Source organism: Anaerotruncus sp. (assembly GCF_057433415.1).
The window spans coordinates 43,256-62,797 of the sequence record NZ_DBMDHH010000013.1; the positions used below are offsets into that span (position 1 = coordinate 43,256).

Here is a 19,542-nt window from a genome sequence, read left to right on the forward strand (position 1 = left end):
CCCGTTATGTACGGCAAAACGCCTGCTGCACCCAATGAGCAGCTCAATCAGGATATTCAATTACTATGCGGCGAGTACGCGCGGTATAACGGTTTCGATGAGGAACTGTGCAACAAATTCGGCGTCAAGCGCGGCCTGCGCAACGCGGACGGCACCGGCGTGGTCGCCGGGATCACGCAGGTCTGCAACGTCCACGGCTACCTGCTCAGCGAGGGGGAAAAGCTGCCGATCGACGGCGAGCTCACCTACCGCGGCTACAGCATCACCGACCTGATCGCGGGCGCGCAGGCCGAAAACCGCTACAGCTGCGAGGAGACCGCCTGGCTGCTGCTGCTCGGCTTCCTGCCCACCGGCGCGCAGCTCAACCGTTTTTCGGAGATCCTCGCGGACAACCGCGAGCTGCCCGAAAACTTCACCGAGGACATGATCATGAAGGTCGCGAGCCCCAACATCATGAACATGCTCGCGCGCTCGGTGCTCGCGCTCTACACCTACGACCCCCGGCCGGACGACTACTCGATCGAAAACGTCATGCGCCAGTCGATCGAGCTGATCGCGCGGATGCCGTCGATCATGGCGGCGGCCTACCAGGTGAAGAAGCGGGTGTACGACGGCCGCTCGATGTATTTACATAATCCCAACCCCGAGTTTTCCACCGCGCAGAACATCCTGCGGATGCTGCGCTCGGACAAACAGTTCACCGAGGAGGAGGCCCACCTGCTCGACCTCTGCCTCACGCTGCACAGCGAACACGGCGGCGGCAACTGCTCCACCTTCGCGGTGCGGGTGCTCACCTCCGCGCAGACCGACACCTACTCGGCCATCGCGGCGGGCATCGGCGCGCTCAAGGGCCCCCGCCACGGCGGCGCGAACCACAAGGTGATCGAGCAGCTCGAATACCTCAAGGCGAACGTCTACGACTGGGACGACGACAACGAGATCCGCGAATACCTGCGCAAGGCCGTCGCCGGGGAGGCGGGCGACCGCTCGGGGCTCATCTACGGGATGGGGCACGCGGTCTACACGAAAAGCGACCCGCGCGCCCGGGTGCTCAAGCAGAACGCGATGAAGCTGGCCAAGGGCACCGATTACGAGGGCGAGTTCCGCCTGCTCGACGCGGTCGAGCGGCTGGCGCCCGACGTGCTGCGGGAAAAGTGGGGCAGCGACCGGATCACCTGCGCCAACGTCGACCTCTATTCGGGGCTTGTCTACCGGATGCTGCGCATCCCCGACGAGCTGCACACCCGCCTCTTCGCAATCGCGCGCACGGCGGGCTGGTGCGCCCATCGGCTGGAGGAGCTCTCGACCGGCAAAAAGATCATCCGCCCCGCCTACAAGTCGATCGTCGGCGCGCATTCCTACGTCCCCCTCGCGCAGCGCGGCTGAACCAGCCGTCAAATTTTCCGGAGCTGAGGCATCCGGTCGATTTTAAGGAGGCAAGGATCATGAACGAAGCAAAACTGGAAAAGCAGAAGCAGAATCTGGTGGAATTGGGCGTCATGGACCCGTCGGACACCCTGGTCGACTATTTGCAGGCGAGCTACGTGGAGCGGCTGGTCGGAAAGATGGGCCCCTGGAAACAGGGGTGGGCCTACTTCACGGAGGAGCGGCTGATCGTTTTGACCGGGCTTCTGGCTGACAACATCGTCGTCCCCTACCGGAACATCCGGGAGCTCGGGAAATGCTCCCAACTCCTCGTCCCGATCGGCATCACGATCACCTACGAGGAGATGGAGACCGGCAAGCTCGTCACCGACAAGATCTCCATGATGAAGCGCGACAAGTGGATCGACTTTATGGCGCAAAAGGCCGGCATCTGATTTTCATCCGGATGGGTCTCATCCGCTCCCCCGGCGCGGCGGCCCATCCAAAATGAGGGAAATACAATACCGCTTGACCGGGACCCGGTCAGGCGGTATAATTATTTAGATATCCATTTTCTGAAAATCAATTCCGGGGGCGCTCGCGCCCCCGTTTCACGGAGGCCGCCATGACGAAAAACCGTCCGCTCTTCTTTTCCCTCGCGGGCTGCGCCGCAGTCTGCCTGATCCTGCGCGTCGTGCTCAAGCTCACCGCGGTCGACCCCGCCACCGGCTTTTACGAGGGCGGCGGCGCGCTCCCCCTCGTTTTCAACATCCTGCTGGGCGTTTCGGTCCTTCTGCTGCTGGCGGCCGGGTACCTCTCCGGGCGGAGGATGCGCGGCGCGTCCGTCACCTTCACCATCCCGCTCCGGGCGCTTTCCATCGCGGCGGGGGCCGCGCTCTTCTGCTGGACGCTGCTGCGGCTGAAGGAGCTTCCCGAAGTCTTTTCCGCCGATTATCCTCTCATGCCCAAGCTGCTCCTCTGCCTCTTCACCCTCCTCTTCCGGCTGGCCCTGCCCTGGATCAGCGCCTTTCTTTTCTTCCGGGTCGCGGGCGCCGGGCCCTTCACGATCCCCTGCGAATTCCGCGCTTTTACGGCCGAGCCCGACCCCCGGCTTCCGCAAAACGGCTTCGACCTCGAGGGCGGGCTGCACACCCTGCGGATGAACGGCTGGCTGATGCTGCTGCCGCTCGTGTGGGAGATCGGCGAGCTGCTCAGCTCCTTTATGGCCTACACCGCGCTGCGCAACGTCTCCGACCAGATGCTCACGATCGTCATGCTGATCCTGATGGCCCCCTTCCTGCTCGCGCACGCGCGCATCCTGTCGGGCGTCGGCGCCGAAAAGGGCGTGCGCCAGCTCCTCTTCTTCGGGCCCGCCTTCGCCCTCTTCGCGATCGCCGTGCCGGGCGGCATGATCGCGGCCGCGCTCGCCGGGAAGACCGTCGCGCTCGGGCTTTCCCCCGCGGCCGCCGTCTTCTACTTCCTCTCGGGGCTCTACGCGGCGGCCCTCTGCCTCTCCCTCAGGCGCTCCGGCCGGTGATCTGCTCACGCCAAAAAAGCCCCGTTCCGCTTTCGCGGAACGGGGCTTTTCTCATCTCTTTGATTACGCGGCGGGCTGGGCGGCCGAATCGGCCTGCACCTGCTGGCCGTACTCGGGGAGCAGCTCGGAGGGCAGGTCGCGGATCGCCGTGAGCTGGTAGTGGTCCTTGACCTTTTTCAGCTCGTAGATCATGTATTTGTCCGCCTCCGGCTTGCCGTCCTTGTCGGCGGTGGCCTGGGTCCAGGCGGTCGTCGGCTGGAGGTAGCCCACCGTCAGCGTGTAGACGTCCCCCTTCTTGACCACCCGCTCGACGCTCGGCGTGTACATGCCCACTTGTCCGGTGACCGGCACGTAGTAGGTCCTGGTCTCCTCGTCGTAGACGTAGTTGTCGACGTAGTTGATCGTAAAGGTCTGGTGCTCCAGCTTCACGTCGGGGCCGTAGAGCCGGGCGCACGCCACGTCCACGTCGGACGCGGGCACCATGACGCGCTCGAGCGGGTCCTCCTGGTAGCTGGCGCGCTTTTCCCCGAGCATCGCGCTCCACAGCGACGACTGCAGCAGGAAGAGGGGGTTCACGTCGGAGGGGGACTCGAAAGGCAGCGGGTCGAACATCAGCACCGGCGTGATGATCTGCTCGAACTTCTGTTTTTCGCGGGTGTTGTCGAGCAGGCTCTGGGTGAAGCGCACGCAGAAGATGCCCACCGCGACGAGCCCCACCGCCGCCAGGAAGAGGAAGATCCCCCCGACCGGCGCGGCATATTTATTTTTCCGGTAGTGAAGCCCTTCGGCGGGGTCCCGCCGCGGGGCCTGATTCGTTTTCTCCATGCCAGTGTCCTTTCCGCGGTCCGTCAGCGGGTCTGGCCGCTGCCGGTCACGATGTATTTGCAGGAGCAGAGCTCATTGAGGCCCATCGGCCCGCGCGCGTGCAGCTTCTGGGTGGAGATGCCGATCTCCGCGCCGAAGCCGAACTCCCCGCCGTCGGTAAAGCGGGTGGACGCGTTGACGTAGACGGCCGCCGCGTCGATGCGCGAGGTGAACTCCTGCGCGTGCGAATAAGTTTCGGTGAGGATCGCCTCCGAATGCCCGGTGGTGTACCGCTGGATGTGTTCGATCGCCTCGTCGAGGCTGTCGACCACCCGCAGCGCGAGGATATAGTCGTCAAACTCGGTGTCGTAGTCCTCCTCGGCGGCGGGGACGACGCCGGGGATGAGGGCGGCCGTGCGCGCGCAGCCGCGCAGCTCGACATGGTGGACGTCGAGCGCCTCCTTGAGCCTCGGCAAAAACGCCGCCGCGATCTCCCGGTGCACGAGCACCGTCTCCACCGCGTTGCAGACGGACGGGCGGGAGGTCTTGGCGTTGTCGCAGACGCGCACCGCCATCTCCAAATCGGCCGAGTCGTCCACATAGATGTGGCAGTTGCCCGCGCCCGTCTCGATGACGGGGACGCTCGCGCCCTTGACGACCGCCTGGATGAGCCCCTTGCCGCCGCGCGGGATGAGCGCGTCGAGGTAGCCGTCGAGGGTCATCAGGTCGCCCGCGGAGGCGCGGGAGGTGTCGGTGACGAGCTGGATGCCGTCGCGCGGGAGCCCCGCGCCCTCGAGCGCGCCGCACATGATCTCGGCGAACGCGGTGTTCGACCGGATGGCCTCCTTGCCGCCCCGCAGGATGCAGGCGTTGGCCGATTTGAGGCAGAGGCAGGCCGCGTCGACGGTGACGTTGGGGCGCGCCTCGTAGATCATGCCGACCACGCCGAGCGGCACCCGCACCTTTTCGATCTTGAGCCCGTTGGGGCGGCTGCCGCCGCCGATGATCTGCCCGACCGGGTCGGGCAGCTTCACGAGGTCGCGCACCGCCTCCGCGATGTCCGAAATGCGCGCCGGAGTCAGCCGCAGGCGGTCCTGCATCGACGCGATCATGCCGTTTTCCTTTGCCGCCGCGAGGTCCTTTTCATTCTCGGCCAGCACCGCCGCCGCGTTCGCCTCGAGCGCCGCGGCGATCGCGGTAAGGGCCGCGTTCCGCTGCCCCGTGGTCGTGCACGCGAGCACGCGGGACGCCGCGCGGGCGCGTTTTCCGGTTTCGGTCAGGCTGTTCATCTGCGCCGCCTCCTTTTGATGGGGGTGTCTATTTCGCCGCGGGGAAGTAGGTCCCGATCTCCGCGTTTTCAAACAGGTCGTAGAGCTTTTTCGGCTGCGCGCCGTTCATGATGACCATGTCGATGCCCGCCGCCGTCGCGAGCCCGGCGGCGTGGAGCTTGGTGATCATGCCGCCGGTGCCGCGCGCGCTGCCCGCGCCCGCGGCGCACGCCTCGATCTCGGGCGTGATCTCGTCCACCTCGTGCAGCAGCTTCGCGCCGGGGTTTTCGCGCGGGTCGCCGTCGTAGAGGCCGTCGATGTCGCTCAAAATAACCAGCAGGTCCGCGCCCGCCAGCTCCGCCACCGTCGCCGAGAGGGTGTCGTTGTCGCCGAAGGTGGCCGCGTGCTCGATCTCCTCCGTGCAAACCGTGTCGTTCTCGTTGACGATCGGGATCGTGCCCAGGCCGAGCAGCCGCTCGAACGTGTTCTGGACGTTGCGCTTGCGCATCGGGTCGTCGACCACGTCGCGGGTCAGCAGGACCTGCGACGTGACGTGGTTATATTCGGAAAAGTGCTTGTCGTAGATGTACATCAGCTCGCACTGCCCGATGGCGGCCACCGCCTGCTTGCCGGGCATGTCGGCGGGCTTCTCATGCAGCCCGAGCTTGCCGACCCCCACGGCCATGGCGCCGGAGGAGACGAGCACGACCTGCCGGCCGCTGTTCTCGATGTCGGCGAGCACCTTCACGAGCTGCTCCACCCGCCGGATGTTGAGAAGCCCGCTCTCGTGGGTGAGGGTGGACGATCCGACCTTCACCACGACCCGCCTGGCCTTTGAAAAATCCCTCATATTCATCTGCTCCCCGTCCCGCGAAGCGGGAACAATATTATTCGTCTTTCTTTTTGTCCGCCCGCCGCCCCTCGCCGGGGCCGGGCTCCTCCTCGAGGGTCGGGATCCGCTCGACGCGCAGCGAAAGGATCCGCTGCTCCTCCACCTCGGACACGGTGACCACCAGGTCGCGGTAGCCGTACTGCTCGCCCGCCTCGGGGATGTGGCCGAGCATCTCCATCGCCCAGCCGCCCGCGGTATTGTAATCGCTCTCAAAGCTCCGGTCGTCCTCGCCGAGCTCCTCGAGCATCTCAAAGACGTTCATGTCGCCGCTCACGATATAGGTGCCGCGGCCGACCTGCACGAAGTCGTCCCGCACCTCGTCCGACTCGTCCCAGATGTCGCCGACGAGCTGTTCGAGCACGTCCTCCATCGTGACGATGCCCATCGTGCCGCCGTAATCGTCGGTGACGACCGCCAGGTGCAGCTTTTTCGCCTTGAACTCGGCGAGCAGGGTGGAGATCCGCATCGTCTTGTGCACGAAGACGCAGTCGGTCACGAGGTGGGAAAGGCGGGTGTCGGTCTTCTGCACGACCGCCTTGAGCAGGTCGCGCACCTGCAAAACGCCGATGATGTTGTCGACGGTGCCCCGGTAGACGGGGATGCGGGAGAAGTGCGCGCCGAGCACCACCTCGAGCGCCTCGTCGAGCGGGTCCTCGACGTCGATCGTGACGAGGTCGACGCGCGGGGTCAGGATCTCCTGCACGGTGATCTCGTCAAAGTCGAGGGCCGACTGCACGAGATCGCTCTCCTGCTCCTCGAGCACGCCCTCCTGCTCGATCGATTCGACGATGTATTTGAGCTCCTCCTCGGTAACGGAGGGCTGCGCCTCCGCGCCCTTCAAAAGGCGCAGGGCAAGCTCCTTGATCTTGACGAAGAAGAAGACCACGGGGGTCAGCAGCTTGATGAAGAACTGGAGCAGGCCGCCCGTCTTCATGGCGATCGACTCGCTGTTCTCCTTCGCCAGCGTTTTCGGCAGGATTTCTCCAAAGATCAGTACCAGGATGGTCATCACCGTTGTGGCGATCGCCGCGCCCGAGGCGCCGAAGACCGCCGTCGCGATCACCGTGGCAATCGACGCGCTCGCCATGTTGACGACGTTGTTGCCCACCAGGATGGTCGAGAGCAGGCGGTCGAAGTCGTCCACGACCGCGAGCGCCCGTTTCGCTTTTTTGTTTCCGCCGTCCGCGTAGTTCTTCATGCGGATCTTGTTGAGGGACGAATAGGCCGTCTCACTCGCGGAGAAAAAGGCGGAGAAGCAAAGCAGTACCACCAAAACCAGGTATAATATGCCGCTTGTACTGTCCAAGAAAAAACCAACCTCCATATTGTCGTTAGAATTTTGTACGGGTGTACAGATGCTATCATAGCAAATATCCCGCCCGATAACAATTGATTATAGCATATATTCACCGAAAATTCAATTTTTCCAGGGGGTCTTTTGCAAAAGGCCCCTGGAAGCCCCTCCCGGGGAACTTTTAAAAAAGTTCCCCCGGACCCCCCTCAAAACTTTTGATTCAGGCCGGCCGCGCCCCCCCGCCGCGTACGCGCCCCGTGAGACAAACGTTTTCGCCCGCCCGCTCAAAGTTTTCGCCCGCCTTTTTCAAAAGGCGGCGGGGTCAAGGGGCGGAGCCCCTTGCCGCGCTTCGCAAAGCGCGGCAGCTTATCCTGAGAAGCGCTTTTTTTGGTTCTTTTTTTCAAGAAAAAAAAGAACGGGCCCGCCGGAAGGCGGGCCCGTGAAACTGGTCTTTTACTGCTGCTTGGCGGCATTCTTTTTGGCCTCCATGGCGATGAGCGCGTCGCGGCGGGAGAGGTTGATGCGGCCCTGCTGGTCGATCTCGGTGACCTTGACGATGACCTCGTCGCCGGGGGCGACGACGTCCTCGACCTTCTCGACGCGGCCCATATCGAGCTTGGAGATGTGCACGAGGCCCTCCTTGCCGGGGGCGAGCTCGACGAAGGCGCCGAAGTTCATCAGGCGGGTGACCTTGCCCTTGTAGATCGCGCCGACCTCAGGGTCGTTGACGATCGTCTCGATGATCGAGACGGCGCGGCGGATGCCGTCCGCGTCGACCGACGAGACCACGACGGTGCCGTCGTCGTCGATGTCGATCTTGACGCCGCAGTCGGCGGAGATCTTCTGGATGACCTTGCCGCCCGAACCGATGACCTCGCGGATCTTGTCGGGGTTGATGTGGATGCTCTTCACCTTGGGCGCGTACTTGGAGAGCTCCTCACGCGGCGCGGGGATGGCCGGCAGCATGATGTCGTTCAGGATATACATGCGCGCCTGGTAGGTCTTCTCGAACGCCTCTTTGATCATGTCGTAGTTGAGGCCCTTGATCTTGAGGTCCATCTGGATGGCGGTGATGCCCTTTTCGGTGCCGCCGACCTTGAAGTCCATGTCGCCGAAGAAGTCCTCGAGCCCCTGGATGTCGACCATCGTCATCCAGCGGTCGCCCTCGGTAATCAGTCCGCAGGAGATGCCCGCGACGGGGCGCTTGATCGGCACGCCCGCGTCCATCAGCGCCAGCGTGGAGCCGCAGATGGAGCCCTGCGAGGTGGAGCCGTTGGAGGAGAGCACCTCGGAGACGAGGCGGATGGTGTAGGGGAACTCCTCAAGCGACGGAATCATCGGCTCGAGGGCGCGCTCGGCGAGCGCGCCGTGACCGATCTCGCGGCGGCCGGGGCCGCGGCTGGGCTTGGTTTCGCCCGTCGAATAGGAGGGGAAGTTGTAGTGGTGGATGTAGCGCTTCTGGTCCTGGTCGTCGATGCCGTCGAGCTTCTGGGCCTCGCTGACGGTGCCGAGCGTGCAGATGGTCAGCACCTGGGTCTGGCCGCGGGTGAACATGCCGGAGCCGTGGACGCGGGGCAGCAGGCCGACCTCGGCGGCCAGCGGGCGGATCTCGTCCATCTTGCGGCCGTCGACGCGCTTCTGCTCGTCGAGCAGCCAGCGGCGGACGACGAATTTCTGGAGCTGGTAGAACGCCTCGTCGATCTGGGCGGCGTTGGACTTCTCCTCGTCGTCGAACTGCGCGTGGACGCGCTCCTCGACGGGGGCGAGGCGCTCGTCGCGCACGCTCTTGTCGTCGGTGTCGAGCGCGGCGCGCACGTCCTCGATGGCGAACTCCTTGACCGCCTCGAAGAGGTCGGCGGGGACCTTGACCGACTCGAAGGCGAACTTCGGCTTGCCGATCTCGGCCTGGATCTCCTTGATCTTGCGGACCATCTTCTTGATCTCGGTGTGGCCCTGGATGATCGCGTCGAGCATGACGTCGTTGGCGACCTCGTTGGCGCCCGCCTCGATCATGCAGATGACGTCCTCGTCCGCCGCGACGGTCAGATGCAGGTCGCTCTTCGCGCGCTGCTCGGCGGTCGGGCAGACGACGATCTCGCCGTCGACAAGCCCGACGTTGACGCCGGCGATCGGTCCGTTCCAGGGGATATCGGAGATGGTCAGCGCGAGCGAAACGCCGCACATGCCGGCGATCTCGGGCGGGCAGTCGGCGTCGACCGACATGACGGTCATGACGACCGAGCAGTCGTTGCGCATGTCCTTGGGGAAGAGCGGGCGGATGGGGCGGTCGACGAGGCGGGAATTGAGGATCGCCTTGTCGGAGGGGCGCGCCTCGCGCTTGATGAAGGAGCCGGGGATCTTGCCGACCGAATAGAGCTTCTCCTCGAAGTCGACCGACAGCGGGAAAAAGTCGATGCCCTCGCGGGGCTTCTTGGAGGCGGTGACGTTGCAGAGCACGACCGTCTCGCCCCAGCGCACGAGGATCGACGCGTTGGACAGGCAGCACATCTTGCCCGTTTCAAAGGTCATTTTCTTGCCGCCGTATTCGATTTCGTATACCTTGTAGTTTTCAAACATTGCAGTTCCTCCGTAATCAAAAATATTTTATCTCACGGAGCTGCGTACTTTTTAGCAAGTATTTCAGCGTTCGAGGGGAATTCGAGCGCTCAAGTAACTGCTAAAAGGACGCCCACAGCTCCGTAAAATTCTTCTGGATGATGCATCGAAAGGCAGGCGGACGCTCCGCCTGCCTTTCGTTTATGGCTTACTTGCGCAGGCCCAGCTTGGCAATCAGCGCGCGGTAGCGGTTGATGTCCTTCTTGGCCAGATAGTTGAGCAGGTTTCTCCGCTGGCCGATCATCTTGAAGAGGCCGCGGCGGGAATGATGGTCCTTCTTGTGGGTCTTGAGGTGCTCGGTGAGGTCGGCGATCCTCTTGGTGAGGATGGCAACCTGGACTTCCGGCGAACCGGTGTCGCCCTCATGGGTGGCGTTCTGGAGAATGACTTCCTGTTTTTCTTCCTTGCGGATCATGTTGGGAATCACCTTTCATGTTAAATTTGCCTTGATCTCAGGGACAGGCGGGTGACATCCCGTTCGGCTCTTCGCCCGGGCGTAAAACCCTGTCTCCGTGAAAAAGGTCACATCAATTGTTTATTGTAGCATAGTGTTGACCGAATGTAAAGGGATCATGCCCCTTTATTTTCCGTTTTTTTCGGCAATGTACCGTTCCGCGACGGGCAGGGAGGCCGCCGCGTCCGCCTGAATCTGGCGTTTGAGCTCCTCGACCGACGGGAACTTCCGCTCCCCCCGCAGAAACCGCAGCAGCCGCACCTCGACCGCCTGCCCGTAGAGGTCGCCCGAAAAGCCGATGATGTAGGTCTCCGAGTTGACGGCGGACGCGTTCTCCACCGTCGGGCGCAGCCCGATGTTGGTGACCGCCGGGCGCAGAACCCCGTCCACCCGCGCCGCCGACGCGTAGACCCCGTGGCGCAGCCGCACAAAGTCGGCGGGGAACCGCTGGTTGATCGTCGGGGAGTCGATCGTGCGGCCGAGCCGCTTGCCGTGCACGACGGTGAAGTCGTAGCCGAACGCCCGCCCGAGCAGCTCGCCGGCGGTTTCGACCTCCCCCTCGCCGAGCAGCCGGCGGATGCGGGTGCTGCTCACCCGCTCGCCCCCCCACAGCACGGCCGGGACAACGTCCACCTCGACGCCGCGCGCCGCGCAGAGGGTTTTCAGCATCGGCACGTCCCCTGCGGCGTCCCGCCCGAACCGGAAGTCGTCGCCGCAGCAGACGACCGCCGCACCGAGCCGCCGCACGAGCACCTCGTCGACGAATTCCTCCGGCGGCATGGCGGAAAAATCGGTGAAGTCGGGGGAGAGCAGCAGCCGCACCCCCCATTTCTCGAGCATGTGGAACTTTTTCGTCTCGGTGATGATCTCGCAGTTGTCGCATTTGCGGGCGGGGTGCCCGCTGTGGATCGTAAAGGTGAAGACGCCGGGGGTGAGCCCCGCCTCCCCGGCCCGTTCGACGGCGCGGCCGATCACCGCGGCGTGCCCGATGTGCAGCCCGTCGAAAAAGCCGCAGGCGACGGCCGACCGGCCGGCCGGGGCCGCCTCGGCGATCGTATGAAAGACCCGCAAGGGCTACACCTCCAGCGTAAATAGTTTAACCATCCGGAATTCCCCGTTTTTCACCTCCGCCGTCCCGAGGAAGGTCTCCTCCCCCAGATAGACCGCGAAGGGGCCCTCCCCCCCGGGGCGGGCGACGCGCGCCGGGTCGAGGCGCACGCCGTTTAAAAACATCTTCGCCTGCTTTTCACTGAGGCGCGCCCTGGGCAGCCCCGCGAAGGCCGCGCCCACCGGGAGCAGCGCTTCCGCAAACCGACCCTCCCGCGCGAGATCCCCGGCCTCCCCGATCGTGACGCAGTCGGCGAGCGTGAAGCCCGCCGCCATCGTGCGCCGCAGCCCGGTCATGACCGCGCCGCATCCGAGCGCCTCGCCGATATCGGCCACCAGCGTGCGGATGTAGGTCCCCTTGGAGCAGTGCACGTCGATCCGGCAGGTGTGGGACGCCCCGTCCCACGAGACGAAGTCGAGCGAATGGATGGTGACGGGGCGGGCCTTGCGCTCCACCTCCACCCCCTGCCGCGCGAGCTCGTAAAGGCGTTTGCCCTCCACCCTCAGGGCGGAGTACATGGGCGGCACCTGCATGATCTCCCCCGTGAAACGCGCGGCGGCCTTTCGCACGTCCGCCTCTGAGACCCCCGAAGGGTCCCGCTCACAGAGCACCCTGCCCGTCTCGTCCTGCGTGTCGGTGGTCACGCCGAGCCGGAAATCCGCGAGGTAGCGCTTGTCCTGCCGGGGCAGAATGTCGCACGCCTTGGTCGCGCGGCCGAAAAAAAGCGGAAGCACGCCCGTCGCCATCGGATCGAGCGTCCCCGCGTGGCCGACGCGGCGGGTGCCCGCGATCCCGCGCAGCTTCGCCACCACGTCAAACGATGTAAAGCCTTCCGGCTTGTCTATGCAAAGGATCCCGTTTTGTTCCGCCATATGTCTTCCTGTCCCTTATCCTTCCCTCAAACGGGGGTGAGTTCGGTCCGGAGCTCCTCCACCAGGCGGGCCTTGACCTCCTCGAGCGTCCCCTCGAGGGTGCAGCCCGCCGCGCGGGCATGTCCGCCTCCGCCCAGGCGGGCGCAGACCGCGGACGAGTTCACATGCTCGCTGCTGCGCATCGAGACGCGCCAGCGGCGCTCCGCCTTCTGCTGGAGCATCACCGCGACGTCCACCCCTTCGATCTGCCGCGGGACGGCCGCGATGCCCTCCATGTCCTCCTCGGGCACGCCCGTCTCCGCGATCGCCCGCCGGGTCATGACGGTAATCACCATGCGGTGGTCGTAGTGGTATTCCAGCGTGTCCATGACCCGGCGCTCGAGCTCCATGCGCGCGACCGACTTGGTCTCGAACATCATCTTGTTGATGCGGTAGCTGTCGATGCCGGTGCGCATCATCTCGGCCGCGAGGATGTGGGTGCGGGCGGTCGTGTTGGAGTAGCGGAAGCACCCCGTGTCGGTCGCCAGCCCCGTGTAGATGCACACCGCCATGCGGTAGTCGATCCCCACGCCGAGCTCCTGGATGATGCAGTAGATCGATTCCACCGTGGCGGCGGCGCCGGTGTCGAGCAGCAGGTTTTCCGCGTAGCGGGTGTTGGAGGGGTGGTGGTCGACACAGAGGCCGATCCTCCCCTCATACCGCGGGCGCAGGTCCCCCAGAAGCTGCATGTCCGCGATGTCCACCGCGACCACCAGCTCGGGGGCAAACGCCGGCTGGTCCTCCCCGGTGAAGCCGGGGTACATGAAGCAGTAGCGCGGCGGGAACCCGTCCGGGCATTCGATCCGCGCGGTCTTGCCGAGCGCGCGCAGCGCGCCGAGCAGCGCGAAGCCGCTGCCCAGCGTGTCGCCGTCCGGCTTCTGGTGGCAGAGGATCACGATATGGTCCGCCCCGCGGATGATCGCGGCCGCGCCCGCGGCGTCCACCGGTCTGCTGGTTCCCAATTGCGTCACCTCACTTCTGAAGGTCGTTTAACATCCTGGCGATATCCGCGCTGTGGGCGATCGAATCGTCCGCCACAAAGCTGAACTCGGGGAGCCTGCGCAGCTTGAGCCGGCTGTTCAGCTCGTGCTTGATGAAGCCGGCCGCGCTTGTGAGCCCCTTGACGGCGCTTTTGGCCGCCTCGAGGCCGTCCATCGAGCTGATGTAGACCTTGCAGGAGCTCAGATCCTTCGCAAGGTCGAGCTTTACGATCGACAGCAGCCCCGTGATGCGCGGGTCCTTGAGGGAGCGCATGATGTCGCTCAGCTCCCGTTTGACGTCCTCTTCCGTTCTGGAAGCCCTGTAAGAGCCCATGACGAGCCCTCCTTCCGGTCACTTTCGCGGGGAAGCCCCGCGCTGTTAGGATTCGCGATATTCCTCGATTTCATACGCCTCGAAGATGTCGCCCTCCTTGATGTCGTTGAACTTGTTGAGCCCGGTGCCGCACTCGTAGCCCTTCGCGACCTCCTTGACGTCGTCCTTGAAGCGCTTGAGGGAGGCCAATTTATCGTCGGCGATGATGATGCCGTCGCGCACGACGCGGATCTCCGCGTTGCGGGTGATCTTGCCCTCGAGCACGTAGCAGCCCGCGACGGTGCCCACGCCGGTGATCTTGTAGACCTGGCGGACCTCGGCGCGGCCGAGCTCGACCTCGCGGGTCTTGGGCGTCAGCATGCCCTTGATGGCCGTCTCGACGTCGTTGATGGCGTCGTAGATGATGCGGTAGAACCGCAACTCGACGCCGTCGCGCTCGGCGTTCTCCTTGGCGACGGGGTCGGGACGGACGTTGAAGCCGACGATGATCGCGTTGGACGCGTCGGCGAGCATGACGTCGCTCTCGCTGACCGCGCCGACCGCGCCGTGGATGACCTTGACGCGCACCTCTTCGTTCGAGAGCTTTTCAAGCGACTGCTTGACGGCCTCGACCGAGCCCTGCACGTCGGCCTTGACGATGATGGGCAGCTCCTTGACGTCGCCCTGGGAGATGTGGCTGAAGAGGTTGTCGAGGGTGACCTTCTCGTAGGCGCTGAACTGCGCCTCCTTCTGCTCGTGCTTGCGCTGCTCGACGAGCTCCTTGGCGAGGCGCTCGTCCTCGACGGCGTTGAGCACGTCGCCCGCCTCCGGCACGTCGTCCAGGCCGGTGATCTCCACCGGCGTCGAGGGGCCGGCCTCCTCCACCCGCTCTCCGCGGTCGTTGAGCATGACGCGCACGCGCCCGAAGGTGCTGCCCGCGATGACCGCGTCGCCCGCATGCAGCGTGCCCGTCTGGACGAGGATCGTCGCGACGGGGCCGCGGCCCTTGTCGAGCTTCGCCTCGATGACGGTGCCGCGCGCCATGCGGTCGGGGTTGGCCTTGAGTTCGCTCGTGTCCGCGACGAGCTGGATCATCTCGAGCAGGTCGGGGATGCCGTCGCCGCTCTTGGCCGAGACGGGCATGCAGGGCACGTCGCCGCCCCACGCCTCGGGCACCAGCTCGTATTCGGTCAGCTCCTGCATCACCTTGTCGGGGTTCGCGTGGGGCTTATCCATCTTGTTGATCGCCACGATGATCGAGACGCCCGCCGCCTTGGCGTGGTTGATCGCCTCGACCGTCTGGGGCATGATGCCGTCGTCCGCCGCGACCACGATGACCGCGATGTCGGTGACCTGCGCGCCGCGGGCGCGCATCGAGGTGAACGCCGCGTGTCCGGGGGTGTCGAGGAAGGTGACCGGGCGGTCGTTGACCATGACCTGGTAGGCGCCGATGTGCTGGGTGATGCCGCCGGCCTCCCCCTCGGTCACGTTGGTGTTGCGGATCGCGTCGAGCAGGGAGGTCTTGCCGTGGTCGACGTGGCCCATGACCACGACGATGGGCGGGCGCTCGACGAGGGTGGAGTCGTCGTCCTCGTTCTCCACCTGGAAGAGGCGGTCCTCGATTGTGACGACGACCTCCTTCTCGACCTTCGCGCCGATCTCCATGGCGACCATGGCGGCGGTGTCGTAGTCGATCGTGTCGCTGATCGACGCCATCACGCCGAGCGTCATGAGCCGCTTGATGACCTCGGAGGCGGTCAGGTGCAGCCGCGCGGCCAGCTCGCCCACCGTCATCTCCTCGGGCAGGGCGACCTCGAGGTTCTTGCGGCGCTGGCGCTCCAGCTCCAGGCGGCGCATCTTGGCGTCCTCCCGCTCCTTGCGGGACATGACCGGCTTGCCGCGGCGGCGCTCGGCGCTGCGCTGGGTCAGCTTCTGCTTCTGCGCGGTCATATTCTGGTTGCCCACCTTCTGCTGGGCGAGGGTGTCGTATTTCTCGTTGTAGCGGTCGAGCTCCACCTGCGTGGCGCCCGCGCGCATATCCACCGTCGCGGAGCCGCGCTGGCGCGGCGGCTGGTTCCGGTTGGGCTGCTGCTGCGGCTGCGCCGCCGGGCGGGGCGGCTGCGGGCGGTTCTGCTGGCCGCCCTGGCCCTGCTGGGGCGCCGGGCGTCCCTGCTGCGGGCGGTTCTGGTTAAAGCCGCCCTGCTGGGGCCTGCCGTTCTGCTGCGGCCGGTTCTGGCCCTGGCCGCCCTGCTGCGGACGCCCGTTCTGCTGCGGGCGGTTCTGCTGGCCGCCCTGCTGCTGCGGACGCGCGGGGGCCGCCGCCTGCGGGGCGGGGGCCTTCGGCTGCTGCGCCGCGCGCTGGGCCGCGGCCTGGCGCGCCGCCTCCTGACGGGCGGCCTCCTGGGCCGCGCGCGCCTGCTCGGCGGCCTGCCGGGCGGCTTCCTGCGCGGCTTCCTTCCTGGCGCGCCCCGCCGCAAAGTATTCGTCGAAGCTCTCCACCTGGTTCTGGTTGGTATAGTGGTTGAAGATCACGCTGAGCTCCTGCTCGTTGAGGGCGGTCATGCTCTTGCGCTCCCCCTGGAAATTCGCCGCGAGCAGGTCGACGACCTCCTTGCTCGCAACGCCGAGATCCTTCGCGACCTCGTGGACCCTGTACTTTTCTATCATAGAATCAAATCCTCCTCTTAGTCCGTAGTGACGGTACCTGACGTTCGCAAACCACAGCCGTCACCGCGGAGTTGGAACGCTTTCCCGGGATCTATTGTTCGGCCGTCTCCGCCCCCTCCGGGGGGAGCAGGCCGGCGATCATCTTTGCAAAACCGCCGTCGCACACCGCGAACACGCCGTAACGCTTGCCCGCCGTGGCCCACAGCTCATCCATCGTGCGCGGGATCATCCGCAGGGGGACCTTCCCCTCTTCGCACGCGAACCGCATCTGGCGCACCGTGCGTTCGGCCGCGTCCGACGCGAGCAGCACCAGCCGGGCGCCGCCTTTCATAATCTCTTCCCGTACCACGTCCCCGCCCATTTTGAGCCTGCCCGCCTTGCGGCAGAGGGAGAGGGCCGAGAGCAGCTTATCATTCATCCGGAGGTTCCCCCATTTCTCGCTCGAGGCGCTCGTACACCTCGTCGGGGATTTTACAGTCGAACGCGCGCTCGAGCCGGCGCGCCTTGCGCGCCTTTTTGAGGCAGTCGGGGTTCTGGCAGAGGTAGGCGCCGCGGCCCGATTTTTTCCCCGTCGGGTCGAGCAGGATCTCCCCCTCCGGCGTGCGAACCACCCGCACGAGCTCCTTTTTCGGCCTGTGCTCGGCGCATCCCGAACACATGCGCACCGGCTGTTTTTTCTGTACCATCTTTTCCTCCTTGTCGCGCCCGCGCACACGGGCCGGGGTCGGGAAGTTATTCGCCGTAGAAGCCGCTCTCCGGCTTGATGTCGATCTTCCAGCCGGTCAGCTTGGCGGCGAGGCGGGCGTTCTGGCCCTTGTTGCCGATCGCCAGCGAAAGCTGGTGGTCGGGCACCGTGACCTTGCAGCTCTTGGCCCCCTCGGGGTCGAGCTCGACCCCCAGCACGTCGGCCGGGGAGAGCGCCGCCGCGATGAATTCGGCCGGGTCGGCGGAATATTTGACCACGTCGATCTTTTCCCCGCCCAGCTCGTCGACGATCGCCGACACGCGCTGGCCCTTGGGACCGATGCAGGCGCCCACCGGGTCGACGTTCTCGTCGTTCGACCAGACGGCGATCTTGGTGCGGCTGCCCGCCTCGCGGGAGATCGACTTGACCTCGATCGTGCCGTCGAAGATCTCGGGCACCTCCATCTCGAAGAGGCGCTTGACCAGCCCCGGATGGGTGCGGGAGATCATGATGCGCGGGCCCTTTTCGCCGTTGACCACGTCGACGACGTAGACCTTGACGCGCGAGTTGTCGGGGAACTCCTCGCCGGGGACCTGCTCGCTCTTGGGCAGGATCGCCTCCGACTTGCCGATCTCCAGCGTGACGTTGCCCTTCTTGGGGTCGGTCTTAATGACCGTGGCGGTCACGATGTCGTGCTGGCGGGAGGAATACTCCTCAAAGAGCTGGCCGCGCTCCACCTCGCGGATGCCCTGGCGGATGACGTGCTTGGCGGTCTGGGCCGCGATGCGGCCGAACTGCTTGGTGTCGAGCGGGATCTCCACCACGTCCCCGAGCGTCGCGCCGCTCTGGTATTTGGCGGCCTCCTCCGGGAGGATCTCCTGCGCCGGGTCGAGCACGTCGTCGACCACCGTCTTGCGCATCGCCACATAGAACCGGCCGGTGCCGGGGTCGATCTCCACGACGCTGTCCTCGGACGCGCCCATGTCCCGGCGGATCGCGTTGCCGATCGCGGTCGCGATCTTTTCCGCCAGAAGGCTTCGCGGGATGCCCTTTTCCTTTTCAAGAAGCGCCAGAGCCTCAAAAAATTCGGTGTTGCTCGTTTCCATTTTTCGGTTGCCTCCATCAATGTCGTAATCCGGGCTTTCCCGTTAAAATTCTTCGTACAGCCGCACAAACGCGGTCTCGGCCAGGGTGAAGGCCATCTCCACGTCCCCGTCCAGCTCGACCGAGATCGTCCCATCTTCATGGTATGCGGAAAGGGTCCCGATAAAGTCGCGCTCCCCCTCCACCGGCCGGATGAGCCGCACCAGCACGTCGGAGCCGAGGTACTTCCTGAAATGCCAGTCCTTCGTCAGCCGCCGCTCGACGCCGGGCGAGCCGACCTCCAGCGTATAGCTCTGGGGGATCGGGTCCTTTTCATCCAGCAGGTCGCTCATCGCGCGGGAAAACGCCTCGCATTCGTCGATCGTCACGCCGCCGTCCGCGTCCTTGTCGATAAAGTAGCGCAGGTACCAGCCCGCGCCCTCCTTTTCAAACACGACGTCCCACAGATAGACGCCGATCCCCTCGGCCACCGGCGCGGCCAGTTCCGCGCAGACCGCGGCCGTATTGGGGCGCTTGCCCTTTGGCTGGGTCAACCAAATCCCTCCATACACAAAGGAAAGAGTGAGGTCAACCTCACTCTTTCACAGTTGTTACTATTCTTACAGTAATATACTCTATCACAATTTTTTCCGGATTGCAAGCGGTTATCCCCTTTTTCCTGCGATTTCAGGGGCTTTGCGGCCCTTTCCGGTCCGAAAATCCGCCCTTACCAGCTCTCGGCAAAGGCCGCCGCCTGTTTTTTCGCGCCGCGCAGGATCGCTTCGGGGTCGTTGCCGACGATGTCCAGCCCGTGCGTCCACAGGTAATCGAACCCGTCCACCCCGAACATCGCGCAGATGCCCCGCAGGTAGGAAAGCGCCGTCCCGTACAGCGACAGGTCCTCGTGCGTGAAGTCGCCGCCGCTCGTTGTGATCAGCAGCATCTTCTCCCCCCGGCACAGCCCCCGCAGCCTGCCGTCCGGCTCGGGCGAAAAGGTGATGCCGCTCACGCTCACCCGCTCGATATAGACCTTGAGCAGCGCGGGGAAGCTCAAATCCCAATAGGGCGCGGCGATGACGATCTTGTCCGCCGCCGCGAACTGCCGCGCCAGCTTGAAATAGTCGTCCGCCTGCCCGCCCCGCGCAAGCAGCGCGTCGCGGTATTCCAGCTCCTTACCCGTGAAATAGGCGAGCCCCAGCCCCGCCAGCGTCAGCTCCTCGATTTCATCCCGCGGATGCTGCTCCCGGTAGGCGTTCATGAACGCCTCCGCCACCGCGTAGGTCCGGGAGACCTCCCACCCGCGCGCGCAGGCGTCGACAAAAAGTACCTTTGACATGCGTGTTCCTCCTGTTTCTCGGGCGTTCCCCCGGGATGATGATCCTTTTCTCCATTATAGGGTACCGCCGAAATGAAGTCAATTGCCGGGGATTCTCCTTGGATTTTCCGCCCGGGGGCCGGAGGGCCTTTTTTGCGCCCCTCCGGGGCGCACCTTGTAAGAGATTCTGCCGCAGGCAGTTCCTCTATGGGAAGCCAAAGGGGCGTAAGCCCCTTTGAACGCGCGTCGC

General features: G+C 64.9%; 19 protein-coding genes. 3 read left to right on the top strand and 16 right to left on the bottom strand.

All coding sequences use genetic code 11. The features are described from left to right. Positions 1-6 precede the first annotated feature (6 nt). The 3 genes from ACZO3G_RS05620 (at position 7) to ACZO3G_RS05630 (ending at position 2,902) form a co-directional block, all read left to right on the top strand. The gene (locus tag ACZO3G_RS05620) at positions 7-1,386 is read left to right on the top strand and encodes a citrate synthase (RefSeq protein WP_486846913.1); all 1,380 of its coding nucleotides are present in this window, start codon (positions 7-9) and stop codon (positions 1,384-1,386) included. Positions 1,387-1,445: 59 nt separating this feature from the next. Continuing rightward, a complete protein-coding gene (locus tag ACZO3G_RS05625; RefSeq protein ID WP_101552716.1) occupies positions 1,446-1,820 on the top strand; it encodes a PH domain-containing protein in 375 nt (124 codons plus the stop codon). Positions 1,821-1,990: 170 nt separating this feature from the next. Continuing rightward, positions 1,991-2,902 (top strand): hypothetical protein, encoded by a 912-nt coding sequence (locus ACZO3G_RS05630; RefSeq protein ID WP_276872455.1) that lies wholly within the window; start codon positions 1,991-1,993, stop codon positions 2,900-2,902. A gap of 63 nt (positions 2,903-2,965) precedes the next feature. On the opposite strand, the gene ACZO3G_RS05635 is transcribed toward ACZO3G_RS05630, so the two are convergent. The 16 genes from ACZO3G_RS05635 to ACZO3G_RS05710 all read right to left on the bottom strand — a co-directional run bounded on the left by ACZO3G_RS05635 (position 2,966) and on the right by ACZO3G_RS05710 (position 19,313). Beyond that, the gene (locus ACZO3G_RS05635; RefSeq protein ID WP_101552720.1) at positions 2,966-3,727 is read right to left on the bottom strand and encodes a hypothetical protein; all 762 of its coding nucleotides are present in this window, start codon (positions 3,725-3,727) and stop codon (positions 2,966-2,968) included. A gap of 23 nt (positions 3,728-3,750) precedes the next feature. Then, on the bottom strand, positions 3,751-4,995 hold the full coding sequence (locus ACZO3G_RS05640; protein ID WP_101552723.1) for a glutamate-5-semialdehyde dehydrogenase: 1,245 nt from the start codon (positions 4,993-4,995) through the stop codon (positions 3,751-3,753). A gap of 28 nt (positions 4,996-5,023) precedes the next feature. Next, complete coding sequence (gene proB / locus ACZO3G_RS05645; protein ID WP_276872454.1) at positions 5,024-5,824, bottom strand: glutamate 5-kinase; 801 nt, start codon at positions 5,822-5,824, stop codon at positions 5,024-5,026. Between the two features lie 37 nt (positions 5,825-5,861). After that, positions 5,862-7,172, bottom strand: coding sequence for an HlyC/CorC family transporter (locus ACZO3G_RS05650; RefSeq protein WP_276872453.1), 1,311 nt, complete (start codon positions 7,170-7,172; stop codon positions 5,862-5,864). A 441-nt stretch (positions 7,173-7,613) separates the two neighbouring features. Continuing rightward, a complete protein-coding gene (locus tag ACZO3G_RS05655) occupies positions 7,614-9,737 on the bottom strand; it encodes a polyribonucleotide nucleotidyltransferase (protein ID WP_101552727.1) in 2,124 nt (707 codons plus the stop codon). A 187-nt stretch (positions 9,738-9,924) separates the two neighbouring features. After that, positions 9,925-10,191: a 30S ribosomal protein S15 gene (gene rpsO, locus ACZO3G_RS05660; protein ID WP_101552729.1), complete on the bottom strand. Its 267-nt coding sequence runs from the start codon at positions 10,189-10,191 to the stop codon at positions 9,925-9,927. A gap of 165 nt (positions 10,192-10,356) precedes the next feature. Then, on the bottom strand, positions 10,357-11,301 hold the full coding sequence (ribF, locus tag ACZO3G_RS05665) for a riboflavin biosynthesis protein RibF (RefSeq protein ID WP_276872452.1): 945 nt from the start codon (positions 11,299-11,301) through the stop codon (positions 10,357-10,359). Positions 11,302-11,304: 3 nt separating this feature from the next. Then, positions 11,305-12,210, bottom strand: a complete 906-nt coding sequence (gene truB / locus ACZO3G_RS05670; RefSeq protein ID WP_276872451.1) for a tRNA pseudouridine(55) synthase TruB — start codon at positions 12,208-12,210, stop codon at positions 11,305-11,307. 26 nt (positions 12,211-12,236) lie between these two features. Continuing rightward, complete coding sequence (locus ACZO3G_RS05675; protein WP_276872450.1) at positions 12,237-13,211, bottom strand: DHH family phosphoesterase; 975 nt, start codon at positions 13,209-13,211, stop codon at positions 12,237-12,239. Between the two features lie 10 nt (positions 13,212-13,221). Next, a complete protein-coding gene (gene rbfA, locus ACZO3G_RS05680; protein ID WP_101552738.1) occupies positions 13,222-13,563 on the bottom strand; it encodes a 30S ribosome-binding factor RbfA in 342 nt (113 codons plus the stop codon). Between the two features lie 45 nt (positions 13,564-13,608). Further along, on the bottom strand, positions 13,609-16,209 hold the full coding sequence (infB, locus tag ACZO3G_RS05685; protein ID WP_302550097.1) for a translation initiation factor IF-2: 2,601 nt from the start codon (positions 16,207-16,209) through the stop codon (positions 13,609-13,611). Positions 16,210-16,300: 91 nt separating this feature from the next. After that, positions 16,301-16,627: a L7Ae/L30e/S12e/Gadd45 family ribosomal protein gene (locus ACZO3G_RS05690; protein WP_101552742.1), complete on the bottom strand. Its 327-nt coding sequence runs from the start codon at positions 16,625-16,627 to the stop codon at positions 16,301-16,303. Beyond that, positions 16,620-16,895 (bottom strand): RNase P modulator RnpM, encoded by a 276-nt coding sequence (rnpM, locus tag ACZO3G_RS05695; RefSeq protein WP_101552744.1) that lies wholly within the window; start codon positions 16,893-16,895, stop codon positions 16,620-16,622. The genes ACZO3G_RS05690 and rnpM overlap by 8 nt, the downstream gene beginning before the upstream one ends. A gap of 46 nt (positions 16,896-16,941) precedes the next feature. Next, the gene (nusA, locus tag ACZO3G_RS05700) at positions 16,942-18,000 is read right to left on the bottom strand and encodes a transcription termination factor NusA (protein ID WP_121587424.1); all 1,059 of its coding nucleotides are present in this window, start codon (positions 17,998-18,000) and stop codon (positions 16,942-16,944) included. Positions 18,001-18,042: 42 nt separating this feature from the next. Next, positions 18,043-18,531 carry a ribosome maturation factor RimP gene (gene rimP, locus ACZO3G_RS05705; RefSeq protein WP_101552748.1) on the bottom strand — a complete coding sequence of 163 codons (489 nt, stop codon included), beginning with the start codon at positions 18,529-18,531 and terminating at the stop codon, positions 18,043-18,045. A gap of 173 nt (positions 18,532-18,704) precedes the next feature. Next, complete coding sequence (locus ACZO3G_RS05710) at positions 18,705-19,313, bottom strand: FMN-dependent NADH-azoreductase (RefSeq protein WP_101552750.1); 609 nt, start codon at positions 19,311-19,313, stop codon at positions 18,705-18,707. Positions 19,314-19,542: the final 229 nt, after the last annotated feature.

What these genes read in the sequence shown, in the direction of transcription:
- ACZO3G_RS05620 (WP_486846913.1), top strand. Translation starts at nt 7, where the DNA reads ATGTACGGCAAAACGCCTGCTGCACCCAATGAGCAGCTCAATCAGGAT.
- infB (WP_302550097.1), bottom strand. Translation starts at nt 16,209, where the DNA reads ATGATAGAAAAGTACAGGGTCCACGAGGTCGCGAAGGATCTCGGCGTT.
- rpsO (WP_101552729.1), bottom strand. Translation starts at nt 10,191, where the DNA reads ATGATCCGCAAGGAAGAAAAACAGGAAGTCATTCTCCAGAACGCCACC.
- ACZO3G_RS05690 (WP_101552742.1), bottom strand. Translation starts at nt 16,627, where the DNA reads ATGAATGATAAGCTGCTCTCGGCCCTCTCCCTCTGCCGCAAGGCGGGC.
- ACZO3G_RS05625 (WP_101552716.1), top strand. Translation starts at nt 1,446, where the DNA reads ATGAACGAAGCAAAACTGGAAAAGCAGAAGCAGAATCTGGTGGAATTG.
- ACZO3G_RS05655 (WP_101552727.1), bottom strand. Translation starts at nt 9,737, where the DNA reads ATGTTTGAAAACTACAAGGTATACGAAATCGAATACGGCGGCAAGAAA.
- truB (WP_276872451.1), bottom strand. Translation starts at nt 12,210, where the DNA reads ATGGCGGAACAAAACGGGATCCTTTGCATAGACAAGCCGGAAGGCTTT.
- rbfA (WP_101552738.1), bottom strand. Translation starts at nt 13,563, where the DNA reads ATGGGCTCTTACAGGGCTTCCAGAACGGAAGAGGACGTCAAACGGGAG.
- ACZO3G_RS05710 (WP_101552750.1), bottom strand. Translation starts at nt 19,313, where the DNA reads ATGTCAAAGGTACTTTTTGTCGACGCCTGCGCGCGCGGGTGGGAGGTC.
- nusA (WP_121587424.1), bottom strand. Translation starts at nt 18,000, where the DNA reads ATGGAAACGAGCAACACCGAATTTTTTGAGGCTCTGGCGCTTCTTGAA.
- ACZO3G_RS05630 (WP_276872455.1), top strand. Translation starts at nt 1,991, where the DNA reads ATGACGAAAAACCGTCCGCTCTTCTTTTCCCTCGCGGGCTGCGCCGCA.
- rnpM (WP_101552744.1), bottom strand. Translation starts at nt 16,895, where the DNA reads ATGGTACAGAAAAAACAGCCGGTGCGCATGTGTTCGGGATGCGCCGAG.
- proB (WP_276872454.1), bottom strand. Translation starts at nt 5,824, where the DNA reads ATGAGGGATTTTTCAAAGGCCAGGCGGGTCGTGGTGAAGGTCGGATCG.
- ACZO3G_RS05635 (WP_101552720.1), bottom strand. Translation starts at nt 3,727, where the DNA reads ATGGAGAAAACGAATCAGGCCCCGCGGCGGGACCCCGCCGAAGGGCTT.
- ACZO3G_RS05640 (WP_101552723.1), bottom strand. Translation starts at nt 4,995, where the DNA reads ATGAACAGCCTGACCGAAACCGGAAAACGCGCCCGCGCGGCGTCCCGC.